Genomic DNA, 17,762 nt, shown 5'->3' with positions numbered 1-17,762 from the left:
AGAGATGATCATGAGCAAGAGAGCTTATAACTTCAATGCAGGACCCGCAGCAATTCCGTTAGCCGTGCTAGAGCGCGCGCAGCAAGAATTCGTAGATTTCCAGGGATCAGGTATGTCCATTATGGAAATGTCCCACCGTGGTGCGATTTATGAAGGTGTTCATAATGAGACCGAGCAGTTACTGAAGAAATTATTGAATGTTCCTGCTGGTTATAAGGTGCTGTTCCTACAAGGCGGAGCGAGCACGCAGTTCGCAATGATTCCGATGAATTTACTGCGCGAAGGACAAGTTGCAAGCTATGTCATGACAGGCAGCTGGGCGGACAAAGCGATTAAAGAAGCAAAATTGATCGGTGAGACGCATATTGCAGCTTCTTCCGAAGCGGATAAATTCATGCGGATTCCAGCGCTGGACGAGATCGAAATCCCTGCTCATGCAGCTTACTTACACGTTACATCCAATGAGACCATAGAAGGGACACAATTCGCGTCCTACCCGGATACAGGCAATGTACCTCTTATTGGCGATATGTCGAGTGATATTCTCTGTCGCCCGGTCGATGTGTCGAAATTCGGCATGATCTACGCTGGAGCACAGAAGAATTTAGGACCTTCAGGTGTTACCGTCGTAATTGCTCGTGAAGATCTTATCGCCGAGTCGCCGAAGACGATTCCGACGATGCTCCGTTACGATACACATTTCAAGAATAACTCGCTCTACAATACACCGCCTTCATTCTCGATCTATATGGTGAATCAAACCTTGAAATGGCTTGAAGAGCAAGGCGGACTAGCTGCGGTTGAGCGTAATAATCGCGAGAAAGCGAACCTCATCTATAACACGATTGATAACAGCGGTGGATTCTATATTGGTTGTGCACAGGAAAGCAGCCGTTCGATCATGAACCTTACATTCCGTCTGCAATCGGAAGAGCTAGAGAAGAAGTTCATTAAAGAATCGGAAGCCGTAGGTTTCGTTGGATTGAAAGGTCATCGCAGTGTAGGTGGCTTGCGTGCTTCGGCGTACAATGCGGTGCCGCAAGAGACTTGTCAGGCACTTGCAACCTTCATGGCTGACTTCCAGCAGAAGAATGGCTAACGAATATCTTGAATAGAAATATTAAAGGGCCGTCCCCTTGTCATCTTGATGACGTTGGGACGGCCTTTATTGTTGGTTAACCGTGTCATAGCCTTACCGTGACTTATGGCTGCTACGCATGGATTTCGTTATCTGCTTCCATTTCAGCTTCTCTTGCTGACGCAGCTTCGCATCTTCCTTGCGGGCGAGATAAGCGAGCTCAGCCTTCATTTTGTTATAGTTGTCATACCTGCCTTGCTCGAGCGATCCATTCTCAAGCGCCATTCTTACCGCACAGCGCGGTTCCTCTTGGTGCTGACAGTCTGAATAGAAGCATTGTTCTGCAAGGGATTCAACGTCCTGGAAGGAGCTTGAGAAGCCTTCATCGGCATCCCATAATTGAAGCTCGCGCATTCCTGGTGTATCAATCATGAGCGCACCATCAGGGAGAATGAATAGTTCACGATGTGTCGTCGTATGACGGCCACGGTCATCCCCTTCACGCACCCCTTGTACCTTCTGACTCTCCGTACAGAGCATCTGATTAATAATCGAAGACTTGCCGACACCTGATGATCCGAGTAGGGCAATCGTCATTCCTTCTGCTAGATAAGGCTCAAGCTCGTTAAAGCCCGTTTCCGAGACAGTACTCACAATATGAACAGGAACGCCGATCGCAACAGATTCTAGCTCCGCTGCTTTTGCTTCAGGATCATCGCACAAATCAGCTTTGCTCAGAATAATGACCGGATTAGCACCGCTCTCCCATGCCATGATGAGATAACGTTCGACTCTTCGCACATTGAAGTCATTGTTGAGCGCGACGACGAGAAAGACTGTATTGATGTTGGTCGCCACGATCTGCTCGTCTGTTGTGGAACCTGCGACCTTACGAGAGAATTTACTGAATCGTGGCAGCACCGCATGAATCGTTGCACGGCCGTCTTCGGGACGAGCCGAGATCGCTACCCAGTCGCCAACCGCAGGGTAATCGCCGCGGCCTAGTGCACCATACCGGTATTTTCCAGAGACTTCGCCGATTAGTTCACCATGTTCTGTATATAACGTATATAGATGGGTATGCTCAAGCGCCACGCGTGCAGCTTGATACCCTAAGCTTGCGAATGATTCAAATGCCGTCTGAATCGACGGATTAAAGCCTAATTGTTGTAATTGAAATGTCAAAATGGATTCCTCCTAATGGTCTTGGGTTTGAAAATCAAAATCCAAGCCACAGTGAATCCTTAATCTTAATCGTCTACCGAATGGAGTCCATGAATGGAATTAAGGAGCACTGTGACCTCGCGACAAGTTATCAGTTCCGGCAATTAACGTATTTTTTACCATATTTACCACTCCTTTTCTCATTACGGATAGAACATCCTTGTTGTTTTCCTTATTCAGGGTGAACAAGAACATTATAGGAGTTGGTGTGGCAAAAAGCAATGGGAACTTGCGCGAGGTCACAAAAGAGCTAAGCGAGCTCCTCTTTGAACACGGGTTCATTTAATTTATATCCGACGTTGCGAACGGTCATAATATATTGCGGGCTCCGAGCATTTTTCTCGATTTTTTCACGTAAATGGCTAACATGCACATCAACAATACGTGTATCGCCAAGGAAATGATAGTCCCATACGCCATGCAGAAGCTGTTGTCGGCTGAGCACTTTGCCGCGATGTCTGCAGAGGAATAGGAGAAGCTCGAATTCCTTCGGTGTTAACTCGACGGTATCGCCGTCTAAGATCACCTCGCGCTGTTCTGCATGCACATTGAGCCGTCCAATCGCATAGATCGTCTCTTCCTTCATGGAAGGCAGGGCTTGAACTCTGCGCAGAATTGCTTGAATGCGAGAGATTAACTCTTGTGGACTGAAAGGCTTCGTCATATAATCATCGGCACCATGGTTAAGGCCTGTGATTTTATTCGCTATATCTTGGATCGCGGTGAGCATAATAATAGGGACGAGATTGTTCTCACGGCGAAGTGATCGGCATACCTCATATCCGTCCATCTTTGGGAGCATGACATCGAGTACAATTAAATCAGGGCGAAATTGTTGGATGACGTCGAATACCGCTTCTCCATCAAATACACACATTACTTCGAATCCAGCCAATTTTAAATTAAAGTCAATTAACGTAGAAATGGAAGGTTCATCATCAACGACTAGAATTTTTTTCTTCATCATACGCGGTAGCTCCTCTCCAGATGGTTCCTGGTTGTTCCTCTGTGCTCATTATGAGGGAGGTTCGTCATGTGAAGATTAATCTAACGTAAAAACCATGTTAAATATTTCATAATAATGGGTTGAATGATCTATGAATTGGATTCATCGTAAATTTTGACACCATAGTGTATAATGAATAAGAATTGTGAGGTGAATGAACGGATGCCATTACATATCGTCTTAGTGGAGCCTGAAATTCCTGCGAACACGGGTAATATTGCTCGGACTTGCGCAGCGACAGGTACCCATTTACATTTGGTACGCCCGCTAGGGTTCCGTACCGACGATGCTACATTGAAGCGTGCTGGACTGGATTATTGGTATGCGGTACATATCGAATATCATGATTCGTTTGCGGAAGTGCAAGCGAAATATCCTGAAGGAAGATTCTTCTATGCTACGACCAAGGCAAGCCATCGGTATACGGATTTTACGTTCCAGGATAATGATTTCTTCGTATTCGGCAAAGAAACCAAAGGGCTGCCTGAATCACTCATTCATGCAAATCCCGATACATGTATGAAGATGCCGATGACAGACAAAGTACGCTCCTTGAACTTAGGAAATTCTGCGGCGATTATCGTCTATGAAGCACTGCGTCAACTTGATTTCGAACCAATTGGATAACAAATTCATAAATTCTGATTTTTTTTTGCAGGATTTTGCGGGTTTATAAGCGAAGTGTAGAAGGGCAGAGTTTTCTAAGGTTTAAATAGACTGATAGAGAAAGGTGGCCGCTACTTATGAAACCTGCCGGTGTAGTCAGAAAAGTTGACCAACTGGGACGTATTGTCTTGCCGAAGTCGCTTCGAAAACGTTATCAAATGAATGAGGGGGACCCTGTTGAAATTCTTGTTCAAGGGGATCACATTATTTTAGAACGTTATCGCCCGAAATGCTTGTTCTGTGGGTCTATGGTAAGCGTTATCGAATTTAAAGAAAAGTACATATGCATGCAATGTGCCGAGGAAATGAACCTCTTGCAACGGAAAGCTTAATTTTTTTCATGTTGGGGGTAGAAAAAAGCTTCCTGATCCATAATCATGGATCTAGGAAGCTTTTTTGCGTGTCGGGACACGTAATATATGTATTACAGCCCTTTGGTTTTATCTTCGTTGTACGAAGAAGTGAGAATTGCCGTAATGAATAGCACAAACACTAACATAACAATCCAGAAAGTCAGTGACATTATGCACACCTCCAATAGCTAAAACCTATTATACCCAATATATACCTAAATGAAAATCATTAAAATGTGAACATTTCCATGGCTAAGATTCACAAATCGTTCTTATTTAAAGAATAGGAAATGGGTTGGTACCGGACGCAATTGACCGTCGGAAGGGCTGTTGACGATCCTGCCATTGAAGATCAAGGATGAAGATCCTCCGCCATCCAAATTAAATGCATCGGTGATACCTAGGTTAGCAAGCTTGTTCTGCAATTCCTCCAGCGTAGCGCCGGAGTTGCCACGTTCATTATATCCATCGATGACCATAATCAGCAGCTGATCGTCCTTATAATTGCCGATAACGGTTCGAGGAGCGCGCCGAGGGGCCTTCCATTTATCCGGGATCGGATTTTTGACTCCATTCTTGAGCAACACGGGCACGAAGGTCGCACCGAACTCCGGATCGAGCTGATCCAGCTGGTTCTTGGACGAGAATTTCCCACCGATAAGCTTACCTTGCTTATTCAACCCGACGAAGCTGAGGTCTTTATAGCTTGGCTCAAATCCGCCATTTACATACTTGCCGTTCATCATCGTTGTGCTGAGTGGGTACCGGCTTCCGCCGCCGTCCGCGAACCCGCCTGCGTTGATACCTGCGGCAGCCCCATATCTTCGAACAGCTCCGAGTGTCGTTTCAGATTTCCCGACCTTATCTTGGCCGAGGACCATCTTCATGGCTTTCGGATCTTTGAGTTTGATTTTGAGGGCGTAACCGTTGTATGTATCCTGATTGATACGGAAGAGCTCCATCGTGATGTTATTGCTGTCAATCCGTTCCTTTGGACTGCCAAGTCGCTTCGTAATACGTGTATTGTAGATCTTCTCTGGTCGTGCAGCTTGGGTGGCAGATTGCTTCACAATCGAATTCATGGTCGACGTTGTCTTCTGATAGATGGTAGCCACTTTGCGGATCGAAGTAATTGTGAACTGCGCGGTCTTACCCGCTTGATCCAATTGTTCACCTAATAGATTCGTAGCCTTCATTAATTCCGTCTGTGGCGGTAAGGGATCTGCTTCATACTTAATGGATACAGGATGAGCAGCGAAAAGCATAAATAGGAGCATGCCGATGAATGGCGCGCTTGCCAGCATGAACACGCGATTCATCCGCTGTATGGGCGTTCTCATTTCAGGAGATCCATCTTCTTCTGAAGTGCATCCAGCTTCTGTTTCACTTCATTTAATTGCGAATATAATTTGTTGCTGTTGTCTGTCTTGTTGCTGGCGTTATCCTTCGTGAATGTGAGCAGCTCGTTGAACGTATCGACCTTGCTCTTCAATGTCTCTATTTCTTTGTGCATGGTTTTTAACTGCGCTGCATAGTCGGATTTGATTTCTGCAAGCTGTTGATTAGTGGACGACTGCAGCTCTGTGATCATGGTTTGTTTCATATGGTTGCTATATAAATAGGTTGCGTATATACCAATTCCAATCATAACGATCCAGAAAACAAGGAACCATTTTGCTGATGCGCCCCCCTTTTTCACCCTACGCTTCACCTCGGAAGATTCGACATTTGGCTCCAAAGAAGAATTCATTTCTATCACCTCTAAAAATATGACTTGCAAGTTTAAAAGATGGTTGGCTGACAACCTTAAGTCTTGCACCTGTGTATTCTACCATGGATTTACCAGTATCGCAAAAAACGACTAGATTCTGTCGAATTCTGTTAAATCTATGTATTTTTATCGTAGATTCGTACAAGGGATTGCGGAAAAAAATGTTAAGGCGTATGATCTTGTGTAAAGTGTATTGGGAGAGGAGCAATCGTCCATGAATTACCGATTTATTCCGAGTGTACAAGAGGTTAAGGCGTCTGCGGTTCGCGAAATCTTGAAATTTACGCAAGGGAAGTCGATCATTTCCTTGGCAGGAGGTCTGCCGAATGAGGCATTGTTCCCGATGGAAGCGGTGCGAAGTGCGGCAAATCGGGCATTGTCAGGCAATCAACGCGCGCTGCAATATGGCGTAACCGAAGGATTACCACAGCTGCGCGAGAAGTTATGTGAGCGCATGGCGTCGCGGAAGAATATGCATGTGAGTCCGGATGAAATGATCCTGACGACAGGATCGCAGCAAGCGATTGATCTGCTCGTGCGGGTCTATCTGGAGCCGAATGATATTGTGCTCGTTGAGAGTCCGACTTATCTAGCTTGTCTACAGGTGCTTCAGTTCCGTGGGGTTAAGATTATCCCCGTACAGAGTGATGCAGATGGAATGGATCTAGCCGATCTCGCGAACAAAATCAAACAATATTCGCCGAAAATGGTCTATGTCGTACCAACCTTCTCTAATCCGACAGGCAATGTCTGGAGTCTAGAGCGTCGTCTGGGACTACTCGAGTTATGCCGCGCGAAAGACGTTCTCATTCTCGAAGACGATCCGTATGGCGAATTGCGGTTTCGTACAGATGGCGGACAGGCTCAGGGCACAGCGAACGGTGAAGATCCATATCCAACGATTTTCTCACTGGATCAACAAACGGACGAACGGATCGTCGTCTATACCAGTACGTTCAGTAAGACGGTAGCCCCTGCACTGCGTACAGGTTGGGCAATGGGGGATCGGCGCGTGATTCAGACGATGACGCGGGTGAAGCAGGCGGCGGATATTCATTCGAGTATGCTCGATCAGCAGATTCTCTATGAATTGCTCGTCGCGCCTGACTTCAATCTGGATGAACATATCACAGAGATTCGTCAAGAATATGAGGAGCGGATGCTGCTCATGAAGGGTCTGCTCGAGGGTCCGGACTGGCAGGAGACGAACTGGATTACGCCGAAGGGCGGTATGTTCTTCTGGGTTGAACTGCCGTCAGGACTCGATGCGGATGCGCTGCTCAAGGTTTCGGTATCGAAGGGGGTTGCCTTCGTTCCGGGTAATGATTTCTATGCTGCAGAGCCGAAGCGCAATCGGATGCGGCTTAACTTCACGCATTCGTCGCGTGAGCAGATTGAGACAGCAATGAAGGTTCTGGCTGAATCGATTGGCGAGTTCGTCGCGCGGAGTTAATAGAGAATGTGGAAAAAGCCCCCAACAGACACGGATTGACGATCTGTTGGGGGCTTTTGTTGTCAAATTGGCCTGCTGCTAGACGTCCTTTTGTGCTGCGGCTGCAGCTTCTTGTAAGACGCGGGCATATTCTTCGAGCGCTGCGTGACCTGCAGGCGTCAGCTGATAAATTCCGCGCGAGGCGCGATCGAACCAGCCATAGTAATTGTGCTGGAGCATAGTGGCTGTGGTGCTGTATCCGCACAGCTCGCGTAGTGCGCGTGGGCTGAGCTGCCCGTGCTCACGAAGGCATTGCGCGAGGTGAAGCGCCTTCTCGCGATATGCGGTGACAAGCTTCCGCTTCGTGCTGCCACCTACATTGTAATCCCCGCTGCGCTCCTTGAATTCCTGGAGCAAGCGGTTCTTGCGCCGGCCGCTCACGCGTGCCGGTTTGTTCACTGGTGTTGCCATATAGTTGGTCGCTGTCGTGGTCTCGCACAAGACCTCAACGACAGGTTTCTTCGTTTTATAGAATGTGACGGTAAGGAGACCGAGTCCCAACCGTTTACATAACCGCGTAAGCTCACCCCAACGCTGATTCACCGCACCTTTTTTACTGCGATTTCGTTCGACGGCTAAGTAGACCTGCTCACTGGATTGCATCCGATCGACCCCTTGCAGCAGCAGTGCGAGGTTGAAGGTTTTCTTAAATTCGACAATGACGATGTCCTGCTCATCTGGGCTGACCGCGACCAGGTCGCAATGGCGGACTTCCCCTTTTACCGTATAACCGCGTGCCTCATAGAAACGCTTGATCGGCTCATATAGCTCGGTCTCGTGCTGGATCGCCATGATTCTTCTCCCCTTGTCCCCATAAATCTCACATCATTCCAATTTTCGTATCAGAACTAGCCCTCATTATATAGGATCGAACTGAAAATTTCGAGCAACTAATCCCATCTCCGCGCATAGTTATGTAATACACTTTTGAAATGGTTTATTGGCATTGTCACACTTCGGTCTGATAGGGGCACCAATAGAAAACAGAAGCGTAGGAGGTTAGAATCATGGACTTATTTAAGCGAATATCTGAACATCATGCGGAGAGTGAGCGAATAGCTTGGACTGGGACATTTCGAGAATATGTTGACTTACTGCGTCTAGATCCAACCCCGGCAATGACCGCTCATTCCCGGGTGTTCGAAATGATTAAGTCCCATGGTGTGGAAGAAAGTCACGGCAACAAACAATACAATTTTTTCAGGAAGGAGTTATTCGGCCTGGATCGGGCACTCGAGAAATTGGTGGAAGAGTATTTCCACTCGGCAGCGCGAAGACTCGATGTTCGGAAAAGGATTCTCCTCTTGATGGGACCGGTCAGTGGTGGTAAATCGACACTTGTTACAATGCTCAAACGGGGGTTAGAGCAATTCTCACGCACAGAGCAGGGGGCCGTGTATGCCATTAAGGGATGCCCGATGCAGGAAGAACCCTTGCATTTAATTCCGCACGAGCTGCGTGCTGAAGTTGAGAAAGAGCTCGGTGTTCGAATCGAAGGCAACCTCTGCCCCTCTTGTCAGATGCGTCTTCGCACCGAATATTATGGTGATATAGAGCGTGTCTTGGTTGAACGGGTCGCGATCTCCGAAGATCAACGTGTCGGTATTGGTACGTTCACGCCTTCAGATCCGAAGTCCCAAGATATTGCGGATCTTACAGGAAGTATCGATTTCTCGACGATTACGGAATATGGCTCGGAGTCTGATCCGCGAGCTTATCGATTCGATGGCGAGTTGAATAAAGCAAACCGTGGCCTGATGGAGTTCCAGGAAATGTTGAAATGCGATGAGAAGTTTCTGTGGAACCTGTTGTCGCTGACGCAAGAAGGAAACTTCAAGGCAGGAAGATTCGCACTTATCTCCGCCGATGAGCTCATCATAGCCCACACGAATGAATCCGAGTATAAGGCGTTCATTGCGAACAAGAAGAATGAGGCGCTGCAATCCCGGATGATCGTGATGCCGATTCCGTATAATTTGAAGGTATCTGCTGAAGAGAAGATTTATGAGAAGCTGGTCGGACAGAGCGATATGAAGCATATCCATATTGCACCGCATGCGCTGCGGTCTGCTGCGATTTTCTCTATTCTCACGCGGCTGAAAGAGACGAAGAAGCAGGGCATGGATCTCGTCAAAAAAATGCGCATGTACGACGGGGAAGAGGTCGAAGGCTATAAGGAAGCGGACTTGAAAGAAATGCAAAGCGAGTATGCGGAAGAAGGCATGTCGGGTGTTGACCCGCGTTATGTCATTAACCGGATTTCGAGCGCACTCATTAAGCAGGACCTGCAATGTATTAATGCGCTGGATGTGCTGCGGGCGCTGAAGGATGGTCTGGATCAGCATGCTTCTATTACGAAGGATGAGCGCGAGAAATATTTGAACTTTATTGCCGTCGCACGTAAAGAATATGATAATCTGGCGAAGAAGGAAATTCAGAAAGCGTTCGTCTATTCCTTCGAAGAGTCGGCGAAGACGTTGTTCGAGAATTACCTCGATAATATTGAAGCGTTCTGCAATTGGACCAAAATCCGCGATCCACTAACGGATGAGGAGATGGATCCGGACGAAAGATTGATGCGTTCGATTGAGGAGCAGATCGGTGTCTCGGAAAATGCGAAAAAAGCGTTCCGGGAAGAGATTCTGATTCGAATCTCGGCTTACTCCCGCAAAGGGCGTAAGTTCGAATACAACAACCATGATCGGCTGCGGGAAGCGATTGAGAAGAAGCTGTTCGCGGATCTGAAAGATATCGTTAAGATTACGACATCCACGAAGACACCGGATGAGAAGCAGCTGAAGCGAATTAACGAGGTATCAAAACGGTTGATGGATGAACATGGCTATTGCCCGGTCTGCGCGAACGAGTTATTGCGTTATGTGGGAAGCTTACTCAATCGGTAAGCCGATACGTAACGGTGGAAGAAAGTACATCTGGCCATGTCTGCCCCAGTGGGGTGGGCATGGCTTTTGTGATTAGGGGCGGCGTTGGGGGCCATCGCGGACGGAATAACTGCAGATAAGCAGTTAAATCGCGGAAGAGCCGCTACACGGCTGAAATAACTGCAAAAATGCAGTTAAATCGCCCGAAGAGCCGCTGCCTGGCTGAAATAACTGCAGAAATGCAGTTAAATCGCCCGAAGAGCCGCTGCTCAGCTGAAATAACTGCAAAAATGCAGTTAAATCGCCCGAAGAGCCGCTGCCTGGCTGAAATAACTGCGGAAATGCAGTTAAATCGCCGAAAGAGCCGCTGCCCGGCTGAAATAACTGCAAAAATGCAGTTAAATCGCCCGAAGAGCCGCTGCCCGGCTGAAATAACTGCAATATGCAGTTAAATCACCGAAAGAGCCGCTACCCGGCTGAAATAACTGCAAATATGCAGTTAAATCATTTAGAGTGAGACATCTTGCACTTTTATAGTCAAAAACTATCACAATAATAACTATTATATATTTCACGAATAACGAAAAAGATGCCAAAATAAACCTATACATGAAAGGAGAGGATTCATATGACAATCCATCACGGACAGCAGCAGTGGGATGCGAGAAATTATGACCGATCCATGTCTTTCGTATCCGTATTTGGCCAGGAGGTCGTACAATGGCTGAAACCGCAAGCGGGCGAGCGAATTATAGACTGGGGCTGTGGGACAGGAGACTTGTCCGCGAAGATCGCGGAGAGTGGGGCGAAGATACACGGGATCGATTTTTCCCGGGAAATGATTCAAGAAGCGATGACGAAATATCCACATCTATCTTTCGAGCAAGCGGACGGTCAGCATTGGTCGACGATAGAACTTGCAGATGCGATATTCAGTAACGCGGCGCTGCATTGGATGAAGGATGCGCCGAGTACTGCTCACGCCATGGCCAATGCGCTTCATCCAGGCGGTAGATTGGTCGCAGAATTTGGCGGTAAAGGAAATATTGCGAGTATCTCTATCGCGCTTAAAGATGTGATGACTGCCCATGGATGTTACGAAGAATCGATGAATCCGTGGTATTTTCCGAGTATAGGTGAATATGCTTCATTATTAGAACAGGTCGGATTCCGCGTCATGCAGGCGATTCACTTCGACCGACCAACGATCCTTGAGGATGGTGAACAGGGGATGGAGAATTGGTTGGATACGTTCGCGGGCTCATACCTGAATCATTTGACGAAGGAGCAACGTACTGTTGTCGTCCAAGAAGTTATTGAACAGACAAGGCCGCAATGCATGCAAGATGGACAGTGGATCGCTGATTATTGCCGAGTCCGTATTTATGCTGTAAGAAATGGTTAATTCCTTTGTGAGATATGACAAAAATGGATGAATACGCCGTTCTTCCGTTGCCAAGGATTGGCTTCTATTGCACAATGGGAGTTAACTCAATGGAGAGGTTGTTTGAAATGTTACAGAATTGGAAAAAGATTTTAATGCTCGCGATTCCTTCCCTCTTATCATTCGCGACGGCGACGGTAATCGGAACGGTCAATTTGATCATGGTGGGGCATCTCGGAGCGCTTATCATTGCCATTGTCGGCGTGTCGAACATTATTATGTATAACGGCTTCGCCATTTTCTCCGGTATCGGGCATACGGTGAACTATTTGGTCGCTCAGAACTATGGCGCGAATGATATGAGGACCGGGGTTAAACGGATGTATTATGCATTATATTTATGCACGTTTTTTGCAATCGTATTATTAATCATGGGCTGGTTGTTCTCCGGCGTCATATTAGGCTGGACGGGCGGCTCTTCGGAGCTGGTATCTGAGGGGGAGTCCTATCTGCAGCTGCGATTCGTAGCGCTTGCGATTGGGATGATCTCGTTCGTGTTTCATGGGTTTCTACGCGGGATTGGAGATACGAAGACTTCCATGGTCTTATCTGTGATTAGTAATGTCATCATTTTATTCCTAGTCTACGCGCTTGTCTTCGGACATTTTGGCTTACCGGAACTTGGACTTGAAGGCTCAGGCCTTGCGATTCTGATCGGGGAAGCGATCGGCTTCTTGCTCGCGATCTATGTCTATTTCTTCCGCTTGCATCCACTCTACAACACCCGGACTTGGGTGATGCCGCGCTTCAAAGATATGGGAGAGATGATCTCCGAGAGTACGAAGCTTGGGGTACAAGAATTCTCGATGAGCTTATCGATGTTCATCTTTACCGTATTCGTCGCAAGACTCGGTACCGAGGCGCTCGCTGCAAATGAAGTGGCGCTGAATGTCATGTCCTTTGGATTCATGCCGGCTTTTGCGTTTGGAGCGACGGCGACGATTCTGGTCGGGCAAGAGGTCGGTCGAGGACAGCCACTGCGTGGACGACGTGCGGGGACGGATACGGCCATTATGGGTTCAATTTTCTTACTCGTGCTCGGAACCGTAGAATTTATTTTCGCAGAGAATATTTCGAAACTGTATAACAATACGGATCCAGGTGTCTTCCATACGGCGGCGCAACTCATTATGATCTCGGCGTTCTTGCAGTTGTTCGATGGATTCTTGAACTTCTATGCCGGTGGGTTGCGAGGTATAGGTGACACAACCTTCCTTCTACGTGCCTCGTTAGTCGTAGCGTGGTGCCTCTTCGTTCCGCTGTCCTATTTACTGATTTTCGTATTGGATATGGGCAGTATTGGCGCTTGGATCGCGCTGTACACGTATTTAATGGTCTTTGGCCTAACCCTGATGTATCGCTTCTATCGAAAAGATTGGAGTACCATTCAGGTGAAAGGCGGAGTTCATGCCTAACTCGTTCATAGAATGAAAACATAAGAACTCTCGATTATTCGAACCATGAATGATCGGGAGTTTTTTTTGTTGTATTCCGTGAAAATAAAGTGAAAGTAAAATAATGATTTACAAAAATTAATTACACATATTATAATTAGTATACTAACTAATGAAATTTGGAGGTTTAACATGTCCTCAAGTATTTTGGATGAATCACTAGGATTTCGACTTGGCATGACCTATCGTAAAGCTTCACAAATTCTGACACAACGGTTCAAGCCTTATGACATGACACCAGAGCAATATACACTGCTTGTACGCTTAGTGGAAGAAGACGGCATTAATCAGAAGGAGCTTGCGCAGCGAACAGCTCGTGATCAGCCGACGTTGACGCGTATTTTGGATGTCCTGGAGCGGAAAGGGCTTGTACGCAAAGAGACAGATCCAAGTGATCGTCGCGCATTCTTGCTCTACATAACTGATGAAGGGCGGAAGAAAGCAGAAGAATTAATTCCGATTGAGAAGGCGTACGATAAGGAGTTATTCGCTGGCATGACGCCTGAACAGATTACGCAGTTCAGACAGAGTCTGATGCTGCTCTATAAGAACGCTGAGGGATTAATATTGCATAATTAATAGACAGAAGAGGTGTCCTTGATGGAACTTGCACATGCTACAGAGGTGAAACCGTCCACTGCCTCGAGGTTGTGGACGAAAGATTTTATATTAATAACCGTGTCTAATTTGTTCGTCTATCTGAACCTACAAATGATTACCCCCGCTTTACCCGCGTATGTATCGCAGAAATTTAACGTATCAAGCCTTATGATCAGTTTTGTCATCAGTATGTTCGCACTCTCCGCCATTGCCACTCGGATGTATGCTGGTGTTGCTGTTTCTCGGATGAGGCGGGTACCACTAGTCATTGCAGGTCTCCTCATCTTCCTATTATCGACGATGACGTACTATGGTGTCGGGGCGATTGCCCTAATTATCCTCGTCCGTATCGTATACGGTGTCGGATTCGGGATTATTAGCACCACGTACGGTACCGTCGTCTCTGAGATCGTTCCCAAAAGAAGAATCGGTGAAGGGATGGGCTACTTCGGCTTATCGACAAGCTTATCAATGTCCATCGCGCCAGTCATTGGCTTATGGCTGCTTACTGACTATGGCTTTGGCACCCTTATTGTTGTTGCTTCGATTCTGATTGCGATCGTTATCCCGATCACATTCACGATCCAAATGAATCGACAAGAGAAGACGAGTCATACCGTGAAAAAGCCAATGAAGATCAAGTTCATGGATCGTGATGCCTTGCTTCCTTGCGTTTTAACTATTTTATTGTCGATCACGTACGGCGGATTGATTACGTTTATTACGATGTTGGGCAAAGAAAATCATATCCCGAATGTCGGATGGTTCTTCTTGTTCAATGCGCTTGCGGTTCTGCTCGTTCGTCCGATCTCAGGTAAAATTTATGACAGTAGAGGCCATGGCGTCGTTCTTCCAATTGGTTGTTTTATGGTTATTATCTCAATGCTATTCCTTTCATATACGACATCTCTTCCGATGTTGATTGTCTCAGCTCTTTGCTATGGAGTTGGCTACGGTGCGCTGCAGCCGTCATTGCAAGCTTGGGCGATTCAACGGGCGAAACCGGAGAATCGCGGGGTAGCCAATGGGGCGTTCTATAACTCCATCGATTTCGGGATTGCACTGGGCTCGATGACGCTCGGTATTGTTGCGCTGAAGACAAGTTATGCGATGATGTTTCGCCTCTCCTCGTTATTCATGGTATTATTTATAGTAATCTATGTTATTGCAAGAAGGAGACAGGGACAATCATGATTCGAACAGCAAGAGCAGAAGATGCAGGACAAGTAGTACCATTAATTCACATGGCAATTGGCCGCATTGCAAATACGCTGACGGGAACGACAGATGACCAAGAAGCGTTGAAAATCGTCGGAGAATTTTTTACTCAACCAGGAAATCGACTTAGCTACGAGAACACGATCGTCTATGAAGTGGATGGCCAGGTCGTAGGCTTCTTGCTAGCTTATCATGGGAGTCATTCGGAGGAATTAGACAAGCCTTTTGTGGATCGAATTCGATCGGTTAGCGGGAAAGAGGTTACATTTGTGAAGGAAGCCCATGATGATGAATATTATCTGGATTCCGTAGCTGTGAACGATGCATTCCAAGGTCAAGGGATTGGGAAGAAGCTGATGGATGCCTTCGAACATCAAGGCAAGGAACGAGGATATTCCAAATTAGCGCTGCTCGTGGAGATGGATAATGAGCCAGCGTATCAATTGTATGTGAAGAAAGGTTATCATGTCGATGGCGAGATCACGGTCAGCGGCTATCATTTCCGGCATATGATCAAAAATTGCGAATAAAATAGACAGTTTGTCTAATAATTTCCATATTAATATTGGCGTTTCCTGTATGTTCCAGTCTTTATTCCTTATAATCAGGGGATAAACCTATATATATTTTAAAGGGGCAGGGAATTTATGATCAACGTTTCGCAGCATCGATTGAAACAATTAGAATACACGGGTATCACGGAAGAAGATCTGCAATTGCTTGCTTCCAATCAACCGGTTTTTCGCAAGGTTGTTGATCTCGTGGTAGACCGGTTATACGCACAAATTCAGCAACAGCCAGAACTGGTAGAATTGATCGGCAAATTCAGTACCATTGAGCGGTTGAAGCAGACCCAATCCGATTATTGGATGTCGCTCAGTCAGGGGATTATTGATGAGGAATTCATCATAAACCGGGTCCGCATCGGCGGTGTTCATTCCCGAATCGGTCTGACAACGAATTGGTACTTGGGCACGTACATGGTGTATTTGAACATTGCTACCGAAGTACTTAAGAATGAATTGCCGTATCAATGGATTCAATTGGTGCATGCGATATCGAAAATGTTCAATTTTGATTCTCAACTGGTACTTGAAGCTTATGAGTTGAAGGAGAAAGATAAAATTCAAGTCATGGTGGACCAGAAGGAACATATGCTTCATCAAGTCAGCCTAGTCGTTCAAGAGCTTGCAGCGATGATGCTCGAACTGGATGCCAGTGCGCAGACTATTGCAGAGACGGCGATTACGACGGCGGAGTCGCAAGATCATGCCCATGAGCTCGTTGAGAGCTTAAATGTGGAAGTAGAGCAGATTACGGAAATGGGCGTACTCATTCGTGGCATCTCGAATCAGACGCATCTACTCGGCCTGAATGCAGCAATTGAAGCAGCGCATGCTGGCGAGCATGGTAGAGGGTTCGAGATTGTAGCGAATGAAGTCCGTAAGCTCGCGCTAACATCACGTCAAGCGCAGGAGCGAATCCAAGAGAAGCTGGAACAAATTGAATCCAAGCTGGTGCAGGTGAAGCAGGAGTCGGAGCAGACATCGGTGAATGCACGCCACCAAGCAGCCAGCTCGGAAGAACTGCACGCCTTCGTACAAATGATTGAGAAAGTTGCGATGGATCTCAAGGGATTAAATGAATAAGCGTATATGAAAAATAGAGGGCGCCCGTATAAGGCGCCCTATTCTATGTGTGTTAGAAGGTGAGTAGAATGCCCGTCTTATCATCGGACATTTTGAACCGTTCGGATCGGGTGCAGTCAGGATCTTCTGCTTCCCATTTACATAATTGATCAACATATGATTGCAGACCTTGGTGTATCACATCATGAACAAAGGCATGCGTTTGCTCGGCATGATGCGGGTAGACGGGTTGCCAAGGATAGATACCGTCTGTGATCAGGAGCAAATGTTTCAGACCTAGTCGTGTTATTCGACCTGATTCGAGATGCTGCGCGAGTTCGGGCTCACCGTTGATAACGCTGTATCCGCCGGGCTGGTTCGAGAATCGTCGATTCCGCTGCAATTGTTCGGTGACCTCGTGTGGACGTTCCCCGTGAATCAGCGTCATGTTGTTTATGCTTTTCCACAGGTTAAGGGCCCGTTCATCATGTACTTCAACACTATCATACGTGATTGTCCGGACAAGACCATGCTCATACACTGCATAGATCATACAATCGCCGCTCTGCACCCAGTCAATATGATGCGGTTTCACGTGGACAACGGCATGGACCGCACTCCACCTCGCGCTTGCATCGTGGATGTCGGCCTGCGATTCAAGCATGGTGGCCCGCAGCTGATCATTGGCCGCCATGGTTCGTTCAACCAGTGTTTTCGGATGATCGGTATTCATGAAATGCTCCGCGACAAGCTGTGCTGCAATCTGACCTGAGCTGGTGCTGGTATGATGCGTAGGAACTAGGCTCGAGACGCCATCCACCACCCCATAAATATGCTGATCCCCGTTAATAATGATGGCATCTTCGTTATAGGTGCCTTGCCCTTTACGATGAATTTGCTCGATGTGCATAGGATATGCCTCCGTTTCTCCACGAAATGTACAATA

Annotated in this window: 18 protein-coding genes; 11 read left to right on the top strand and 7 right to left on the bottom strand. The window is 47.0% G+C overall.

The features are described from left to right. Positions 1–10 precede the first annotated feature (10 nt). On the top strand, positions 11–1,099 hold the full coding sequence (gene serC / locus C558_RS0110220) for a 3-phosphoserine/phosphohydroxythreonine transaminase (RefSeq protein ID WP_018756167.1): 1,089 nt from the start codon (positions 11–13) through the stop codon (positions 1,097–1,099). A 93-nt stretch (positions 1,100–1,192) separates the two neighbouring features. On the opposite strand, the gene rsgA is transcribed toward serC, so the two are convergent. Next, positions 1,193–2,263 (bottom strand): ribosome small subunit-dependent GTPase A, encoded by a 1,071-nt coding sequence (rsgA, locus tag C558_RS0110215; protein WP_018756166.1) that lies wholly within the window; start codon positions 2,261–2,263, stop codon positions 1,193–1,195. 289 nt (positions 2,264–2,552) lie between these two features. Continuing rightward, on the bottom strand, positions 2,553–3,269 hold the full coding sequence (locus C558_RS0110210; protein WP_018756165.1) for a response regulator transcription factor: 717 nt from the start codon (positions 3,267–3,269) through the stop codon (positions 2,553–2,555). A gap of 201 nt (positions 3,270–3,470) precedes the next feature. Between C558_RS0110210 and trmL the strand changes: the two genes are divergently transcribed. Both trmL and C558_RS0110200 read left to right on the top strand, forming a co-directional pair. After that, positions 3,471–3,935: a tRNA (uridine(34)/cytosine(34)/5-carboxymethylaminomethyluridine(34)-2'-O)-methyltransferase TrmL gene (gene trmL / locus C558_RS0110205; RefSeq protein WP_018756164.1), complete on the top strand. Its 465-nt coding sequence runs from the start codon at positions 3,471–3,473 to the stop codon at positions 3,933–3,935. Positions 3,936–4,051: 116 nt separating this feature from the next. After that, positions 4,052–4,306: an AbrB/MazE/SpoVT family DNA-binding domain-containing protein gene (locus C558_RS0110200; RefSeq protein WP_018756163.1), complete on the top strand. Its 255-nt coding sequence runs from the start codon at positions 4,052–4,054 to the stop codon at positions 4,304–4,306. 293 nt (positions 4,307–4,599) lie between these two features. On the opposite strand, the gene C558_RS0110190 is transcribed toward C558_RS0110200, so the two are convergent. Beyond that, on the bottom strand, positions 4,600–5,667 hold the full coding sequence (locus C558_RS0110190) for a phosphodiester glycosidase family protein (protein ID WP_018756161.1): 1,068 nt from the start codon (positions 5,665–5,667) through the stop codon (positions 4,600–4,602). After that, positions 5,664–6,077: a hypothetical protein gene (locus C558_RS0110185; protein WP_018756160.1), complete on the bottom strand. Its 414-nt coding sequence runs from the start codon at positions 6,075–6,077 to the stop codon at positions 5,664–5,666. The genes C558_RS0110190 and C558_RS0110185 overlap by 4 nt, the downstream gene beginning before the upstream one ends. Positions 6,078–6,312: 235 nt before the next feature. Between C558_RS0110185 and C558_RS0110180 the strand changes: the two genes are divergently transcribed. Continuing rightward, positions 6,313–7,551, top strand: a complete 1,239-nt coding sequence (locus C558_RS0110180) for an aminotransferase-like domain-containing protein (RefSeq protein WP_018756159.1) — start codon at positions 6,313–6,315, stop codon at positions 7,549–7,551. Between the two features lie 78 nt (positions 7,552–7,629). Here C558_RS0110180 and C558_RS0110175 read toward each other — a convergent pair whose 3' ends face one another. After that, positions 7,630–8,382 (bottom strand): DUF2161 domain-containing phosphodiesterase, encoded by a 753-nt coding sequence (locus C558_RS0110175; protein WP_018756158.1) that lies wholly within the window; start codon positions 8,380–8,382, stop codon positions 7,630–7,632. Between the two features lie 215 nt (positions 8,383–8,597). Between C558_RS0110175 and C558_RS0110170 the strand changes: the two genes are divergently transcribed. After that, positions 8,598–10,493 carry a PrkA family serine protein kinase gene (locus C558_RS0110170; RefSeq protein WP_018756157.1) on the top strand — a complete coding sequence of 632 codons (1,896 nt, stop codon included), beginning with the start codon at positions 8,598–8,600 and terminating at the stop codon, positions 10,491–10,493. Positions 10,494–10,616: 123 nt separating this feature from the next. Here the strand turns inward: C558_RS0110170 and C558_RS0110165 are convergent, their stop codons facing one another. Next, a complete protein-coding gene (locus tag C558_RS0110165) occupies positions 10,617–10,913 on the bottom strand; it encodes a hypothetical protein (protein WP_018756156.1) in 297 nt (98 codons plus the stop codon). Between the two features lie 187 nt (positions 10,914–11,100). Here C558_RS0110165 and C558_RS0110160 point away from each other — a divergent pair, with 187 nt between their 5' ends. From C558_RS0110160 to C558_RS0110135, 6 genes are all read left to right on the top strand, one after another. Next, a complete protein-coding gene (locus C558_RS0110160; RefSeq protein WP_018756155.1) occupies positions 11,101–11,877 on the top strand; it encodes a class I SAM-dependent methyltransferase in 777 nt (258 codons plus the stop codon). Positions 11,878–11,984: 107 nt separating this feature from the next. Continuing rightward, on the top strand, positions 11,985–13,331 hold the full coding sequence (locus tag C558_RS0110155; protein ID WP_018756154.1) for an MATE family efflux transporter: 1,347 nt from the start codon (positions 11,985–11,987) through the stop codon (positions 13,329–13,331). Positions 13,332–13,502: 171 nt separating this feature from the next. Then, a complete protein-coding gene (locus C558_RS0110150) occupies positions 13,503–13,949 on the top strand; it encodes a MarR family winged helix-turn-helix transcriptional regulator (RefSeq protein WP_018756153.1) in 447 nt (148 codons plus the stop codon). Positions 13,950–13,970: 21 nt separating this feature from the next. Then, positions 13,971–15,164 (top strand): MFS transporter, encoded by a 1,194-nt coding sequence (locus C558_RS0110145; RefSeq protein WP_018756152.1) that lies wholly within the window; start codon positions 13,971–13,973, stop codon positions 15,162–15,164. Continuing rightward, on the top strand, positions 15,161–15,718 hold the full coding sequence (locus tag C558_RS0110140) for a GNAT family N-acetyltransferase (protein WP_018756151.1): 558 nt from the start codon (positions 15,161–15,163) through the stop codon (positions 15,716–15,718). Before C558_RS0110145 ends, C558_RS0110140 begins: the two co-directional genes overlap by 4 nt. 117 nt (positions 15,719–15,835) lie before the next feature. Next, positions 15,836–16,837: a globin-coupled sensor protein gene (locus tag C558_RS0110135; RefSeq protein WP_018756150.1), complete on the top strand. Its 1,002-nt coding sequence runs from the start codon at positions 15,836–15,838 to the stop codon at positions 16,835–16,837. Positions 16,838–16,889: 52 nt separating this feature from the next. Here C558_RS0110135 and C558_RS0110130 read toward each other — a convergent pair whose 3' ends face one another. Next, positions 16,890–17,726 carry a protein phosphatase 2C domain-containing protein gene (locus tag C558_RS0110130; RefSeq protein WP_018756149.1) on the bottom strand — a complete coding sequence of 279 codons (837 nt, stop codon included), beginning with the start codon at positions 17,724–17,726 and terminating at the stop codon, positions 16,890–16,892. Positions 17,727–17,762 lie beyond the last annotated feature (36 nt).

The organism is Paenibacillus terrigena DSM 21567 (assembly GCF_000374845.1).
GTDB classification, from domain to species: Bacteria; Bacillota; Bacilli; order Paenibacillales; family Paenibacillaceae; genus Paenibacillus_K; species Paenibacillus_K terrigena.
This window is presented reverse-complemented; position numbering and strand designations above follow the sequence as displayed.

Coding starts and splice junctions, on each gene's coding strand:
- C558_RS0110210 (WP_018756165.1), bottom strand. CDS start 3,269: ATGATGAAGAAAAAAATTCTAGTCGTTGATGATGAACCTTCCATTTCT.
- C558_RS0110200 (WP_018756163.1), top strand. CDS start 4,052: ATGAAACCTGCCGGTGTAGTCAGAAAAGTTGACCAACTGGGACGTATT.
- C558_RS0110175 (WP_018756158.1), bottom strand. CDS start 8,382: ATGGCGATCCAGCACGAGACCGAGCTATATGAGCCGATCAAGCGTTTC.
- C558_RS0110130 (WP_018756149.1), bottom strand. CDS start 17,726: ATGCACATCGAGCAAATTCATCGTAAAGGGCAAGGCACCTATAACGAA.
- C558_RS0110170 (WP_018756157.1), top strand. CDS start 8,598: ATGGACTTATTTAAGCGAATATCTGAACATCATGCGGAGAGTGAGCGA.
- C558_RS0110135 (WP_018756150.1), top strand. CDS start 15,836: ATGATCAACGTTTCGCAGCATCGATTGAAACAATTAGAATACACGGGT.
- C558_RS0110155 (WP_018756154.1), top strand. CDS start 11,985: ATGTTACAGAATTGGAAAAAGATTTTAATGCTCGCGATTCCTTCCCTC.
- C558_RS0110190 (WP_018756161.1), bottom strand. CDS start 5,667: ATGAGAACGCCCATACAGCGGATGAATCGCGTGTTCATGCTGGCAAGC.
- C558_RS0110185 (WP_018756160.1), bottom strand. CDS start 6,077: ATGAATTCTTCTTTGGAGCCAAATGTCGAATCTTCCGAGGTGAAGCGT.
- C558_RS0110145 (WP_018756152.1), top strand. CDS start 13,971: ATGGAACTTGCACATGCTACAGAGGTGAAACCGTCCACTGCCTCGAGG.
- C558_RS0110160 (WP_018756155.1), top strand. CDS start 11,101: ATGACAATCCATCACGGACAGCAGCAGTGGGATGCGAGAAATTATGAC.
- C558_RS0110180 (WP_018756159.1), top strand. CDS start 6,313: ATGAATTACCGATTTATTCCGAGTGTACAAGAGGTTAAGGCGTCTGCG.
- C558_RS0110140 (WP_018756151.1), top strand. CDS start 15,161: ATGATTCGAACAGCAAGAGCAGAAGATGCAGGACAAGTAGTACCATTA.
- trmL (WP_018756164.1), top strand. CDS start 3,471: ATGCCATTACATATCGTCTTAGTGGAGCCTGAAATTCCTGCGAACACG.
- C558_RS0110150 (WP_018756153.1), top strand. CDS start 13,503: ATGTCCTCAAGTATTTTGGATGAATCACTAGGATTTCGACTTGGCATG.
- serC (WP_018756167.1), top strand. CDS start 11: ATGAGCAAGAGAGCTTATAACTTCAATGCAGGACCCGCAGCAATTCCG.